Raw genomic sequence first — 2,257 nt, 5'->3', positions numbered from 1 at the left:
CCCCGGCAACCCGGGCACCCCGCCGACCCGCGCGGTGCACCACCCGGCGAAGCCGGCCGCGGCCCCCAACAAGCCGGAGACGCAGGCCGTCGCCCAGCCCAAGGGGGAGTCCCAGCTCGCGCAGACCGGCAGCTCGCTGCCGATCGGCGCGGCCATCCCGGTGGGCGCGGGTGCGCTGCTCGCCGGTGCGGTGCTCTACCGACGGGCCAAGGCGGCCGCATGACGGCGTGAGCCGAGCAGGCAGTAGCGACGGAGCGGGCCCCGCATCGGTGGGGCCCGCTCCGCTCGCGTGGTCCGTCCGTCAGGTACAGGTCACCATGTGGCCCGCAGCTGGCGAATGATCCGTCGGCGCAGCCGTACGCGGCGACTGCCGTCGCGGCGCAGGCTCAATCGGTCCAACTCCCAGTGTCCGTACTCTGCATGGTCCGTCAGCAGTCGCGTCGCGTCCTTGCGGGAGACCCCGCGCGGTACGTACACGTCGACAAATTCGTATTCCGGCATCGCATCTATTGTGCGGGCAGTGGCCCGGTACGGATAGCGTCTGCACTATGTCTGATGCTGCGCAGCCCACAGCTGCCGAGGTACGCGCCGCCGCCGAAGCGATCAAGGCTGCGCTCGACCGCCACCTGGCGGCTGTCGAGCGCAGGTCGGGTGAGGACGACCCGGCCGTCTACGAAGCGTTCAACGAACTCGCCGCCGCGGCCGAGGAGTACGACGAACTCCTCTACGACCGCTACGACGAGGTCACCCCCTTCGAGATCCCCAGCGGCGACGATTCGCTGCCCCCGTACACAGGTCCGGAGGAGCCGAACGCACTGAGCGTGTTGATCCGGCGCGACTACGCGGTGGTGGAGTCGCAGCGTCTGCTTGCCCAGGCGGGACGGGTCGCCGACCTCGACGGCGACTCCGATGCCGACAGCGAGTCCCCGAGCGGCGCGGGCAACAGCGTCCATGCCGCCCTCGGCGTTCTCTTCGGAGAGTTCGAACCCGATGAGATCGCCTCCCGGCACAAGGAGTTCGGCCTGGAGGAGGGGGACTCCACCCTCTGGGTCATGGCCTCGGACGACCCGACGGAACCGGGCGAGTGGCTGGAGAACCCGTTCGACCAGGCCGATCCGCAGCATGTGGTGTGCCGCTTCGACGTGAGCGCGGTCTTCGACGACGAGCTGGACGGCGACGACGCGGACGAGGCCGCCATCGGTGACATCGAGATCGACGAAGCCCTGGAGGACGCCGACAGGTAGGGCCACGTCGGCGACGCACGGATGCCCCGGCGCCCAGGCGCCGGGGCATCCGTGCGCTCAGGCGCCGGGCACCTGGGCCCGGACCAGCTTCTGCAGTCGCGTGGTGCGCGGCTTCGGCCCTACCTCCGCGACCGCGCGCGGCAGCGCCGCGTCCGCCCCGTGCACGACGGACAGATGCCGCTCGCCGCGGCCGAACGCCGTGTAGACCCAGGGCCGGCTCAGTGCCGCCGTCGCGTCACCGGGCAGCACCACCACGGCCGCGGGCCAGCGCAGCCCCGCCGCCTGGTGCCCGGTCACCGCCCATCCGTGCCGCACGGCCTGGTCCGCCTGCTCCTTCGGTACGACGACGGGCTCGCCGTCGCACTCCAGACGCAGACCCTCCGCGTCGGCGCCGCTGACCAGGCCGGGCCGGATCCGCCCGGGCGCGGGCACGTACACCACGCGGTCCCCGGGGTCGAAGCCCCCGAACCGGCCCGGACCGGGGTTGAGCCGCTCCTTCAGCGCCGCGTTCAACGCGCGCGTCCCAGCCGCGCCGCCGTGCCCCGGAGTGATCACCTGGGTCTCCTCGGCGGGGACCCCGATCGCCCGCGGCACCGAGTCCGCAACGAGCTGCACGGTGCGGTGGATCGCCTCCGCCGCGTCCCGCACCGGCACGATGACGACCTCCTTGCCGGGGGCCTCCACCTGGTTCAGCTCGCCGATGCCGATCCCGGAGACCAGCTCGCCGATCGGCCCGAAGTCGGGGGTGCGGGAGGCGATGCGCGGGCAGATCCCCGCCGCCATCAGGTCCGCGAACACCCGCCCGGGGCCCGCCGACCACAGGGTGCCGGGGTCCCCGCTGAGCACGAGGCAGGATCCGTCGGCGAGCAGTTCGACGAGCATCGCGGCATCGTCCACGTCCAGCTGCGGTGCGTCCAGGACGACCAGCACGTCCACGGCGATGGCCCCGTCCGCGTCCCGGCCGGGCCCCTCCGCCTGGCCGAGCAGGCCCGCCACCGTCGCCGTGGCGGTCT

General features: G+C 73.0%; 2 protein-coding genes and 2 pseudogenes. 2 read left to right on the top strand and 2 right to left on the bottom strand.

All coding sequences use genetic code 11. The features are described from left to right. A pseudogene (locus G3I40_RS23790) lies at window positions 1–223 on the top strand (hypothetical protein); the annotation flags it as partial. A gap of 89 nt (window positions 224–312) precedes the next feature. Here G3I40_RS23790 and G3I40_RS23785 read toward each other — a convergent pair. Further along, entirely contained in the window at window positions 313–501 is a 189-nt protein-coding gene (locus tag G3I40_RS23785) for a DUF5703 family protein (RefSeq protein WP_164304152.1), read from the bottom strand. A gap of 47 nt (window positions 502–548) precedes the next feature. Here G3I40_RS23785 and G3I40_RS23780 point away from each other — a divergent pair, with 47 nt between their 5' ends. Next, window positions 549–1,244: a hypothetical protein gene (locus tag G3I40_RS23780; protein WP_164304151.1), complete on the top strand. Its 696-nt coding sequence runs from the start codon at window positions 549–551 to the stop codon at window positions 1,242–1,244. Window positions 1,245–1,301: 57 nt separating this feature from the next. Here the strand turns inward: G3I40_RS23780 and G3I40_RS23775 are convergent. After that, window positions 1,302–2,257: pseudogene (locus tag G3I40_RS23775) on the bottom strand (ATP-binding domain-containing protein); the annotation flags it as partial.

Origin of the sequence: Streptomyces sp. SID14478 (assembly GCF_010548525.1) — a bacterium.
Taxonomy (GTDB): domain Bacteria; phylum Actinomycetota; class Actinomycetes; order Streptomycetales; family Streptomycetaceae; genus Streptomyces.
Note: the sequence above shows the minus strand (reverse complement) of the source record. Positions and strands in the feature narration are given on the sequence as shown.

What these genes read in the sequence shown, in the direction of transcription:
- G3I40_RS23780 (WP_164304151.1), top strand. Translation starts at nt 549, where the DNA reads ATGTCTGATGCTGCGCAGCCCACAGCTGCCGAGGTACGCGCCGCCGCC.
- G3I40_RS23785 (WP_164304152.1), bottom strand. Translation starts at nt 501, where the DNA reads ATGCCGGAATACGAATTTGTCGACGTGTACGTACCGCGCGGGGTCTCC.